Here is a 2081-nt window from a genome sequence, read left to right as displayed (position 1 = left end):
CCAGGACTCCGGACACGGTCGGATGACGGGTTTGGGTGTTTGTTGAGTTTCCGGGGTTTTTCCTTGCTGGAACCCTGTTAATTTTGCCCATTCTTCGATATAATAGATTAAGGAAAATACCTCTATTGGAAGGGTGAAATGCTGGGTCTCATGACTGCTCAACCTCCTCTTCCTGTGGCGATGGTTTCCGGTGCCGTGCCGCTGGGCCTGGCCGGGGAACTCGTGAGGGACGCCGATGGCGGCGGCACTGTTTTTCTGCACGGACAAGCCTCATTTTCCTGGGACGGCGGTGATGAAGTCGGCCGCCGTTGGGCAGCAGTGAGACTCGCGGTGCTTAAGGCAGCCAGCGTCGCTGAGATCGCAACGGCCTTTGATGTCACACCCACCACGGTGTGGCTGTGGAAGCAGTTACTGACTGAAGGCGGCATTGCCGCGTTGGTGCCGGAGAAGAAGGGTCCGAAGCGGGCCTCCCGGCTCACCGAGAGTGTCATCGCCCGAATCGTGGAACTGCGCAGCACCGGTTTGTCCCAGCAGGCCGTCGGTGACGCGGTCGGCGTCTCGGAGTTCAGTGTCCGCCGGGCCTTGAAAATCGCTGCCGAACAAGCCGCTGCTGACGCTGCGGAAACACCCACCGCCGATGAAGCTGAAGCCTTGGAACCAGCACAGCAGCCTGAGTTGCCGCTCCAGCCGGTCCCGGCACCTCGCGCAGCGGAACGTGCCGCCGCCGGACTGCTTGAATGCGCGGCACCGGTGTTTGCCCCGGCCGCCCACATCCGGCACGCGGGATTGTTCCTAGCCTTCCCGGCACTGGAAACCACCGGCCTGCTCAGCTGTGCGAAGGAGGTGTACGGGGCGTTGCCGAATGGTTTCTACGGCCTCGAGTCCGTCCTGATTGATGGTGTACTGCGGGCGCTGGCCGGGGAGGCCCGGGCCGAGGGTGCCACCCGCTTCGACCCAGTGGAACTCGGACGCGTGTTGGGATTGGATCGGGCCCCGGAAGTAAAAACCATCCGCCGCAGAATCAGCCAACTTGCTGAGGCCGGCAACGCCGGGGAACTGATCGCTGCCCTGGCCAAACACCACCTTGCCGGCACCGGCCCGGGCGGGGAGAACTTGTCAGCGATCCTCTACGTTGACGGACACGTGCGCGCCTACCAAGGCACGAAAAAGATCGGGAAAATCTACTCCACGAGGTTGAAGTTCCCGGTCCCGGCTACCGAGGAAACCTGGGTCACAGACGCCCAAGGATCCCCCGTCTTCGTCGTCATGGCCAAACCGGGCGCGTCCCTGGCCGCCGAACTCCGCGACCTGCTGCCGGAACTGCGCACAGCGGTCGGGGACGACCGGCGCGTGTTGGTCGGCTTCGATAGGGGCGGCTGGTCACCGGCGTTGTTCAAGCACATGGATGCGGCCGGTTTTGACGTGCTTACCTGGCGCAAAGGCACCACGGAGGACATCAAGGAAGAACTGTTCACCGAGGTGTCCCACACCGACGAACATGGTGAAGAGAAGACATGGTCGGTCGCTGACACGATCGTTGACCTACCCCTGGCAACAACGAAGAAAACCCGCGAAGTCTTCAGCATCCGGCAGATCAGCCGGATCGTGGGCACCACCGGTGGAGGCACACGGCAAATCCACATCCTCACCACCGACCGTGACCTTCCCGCCGGGGAACTCGTGTATCGAATGGGGAATAGGTGGCGGCAGGAAAACCAGTTCCGCTACGCCCGCATGCACTTCGAGCTGGACTCCCACGACTCCTACACCAGCATCGACGACGACGAAGACCGGATGGTTCCGGATCCTGCGAAGGCCAAGGCTTACCAAAAAGTCGTTGCCGCCCGTAATGCCCATGCCGAGGCCGCCGCGATCGCTGACATCAACTTGATGGCACTGAAAACACCGGCCGAGGGCTCCAAAGAACTAACTGTCACGGTCACCAGTGCCATGCACAACCAGGCCATGGCGCCGCTCTGGGAAGCAGAAAACGTACTGACTGCTGCTGAGAAAGTCCACAAGAAGATCCCGGCGAAGCTGCGCCTCGGGGATCTGAACCCGGGCCAGCAAGTCTTGGATAC

At 61.8% G+C, this 2081-nt stretch carries 1 protein-coding gene; it reads left to right on the top strand.

From position 1 onward, the window contains the following. Nucleotides 1-195 precede the first annotated feature (195 nt). On the top strand, nucleotides 196-2081 hold a 1886-nt coding region (locus G6034_RS19345; RefSeq protein ID WP_176636730.1), incomplete at its 3' end, for a putative transposase.

Source organism: Arthrobacter wenxiniae (assembly GCF_013376105.1).
Lineage (GTDB): Bacteria > Actinomycetota > Actinomycetes > Actinomycetales > Micrococcaceae > Specibacter > Specibacter wenxiniae.
This window is presented reverse-complemented; position numbering and strand designations above follow the sequence as displayed.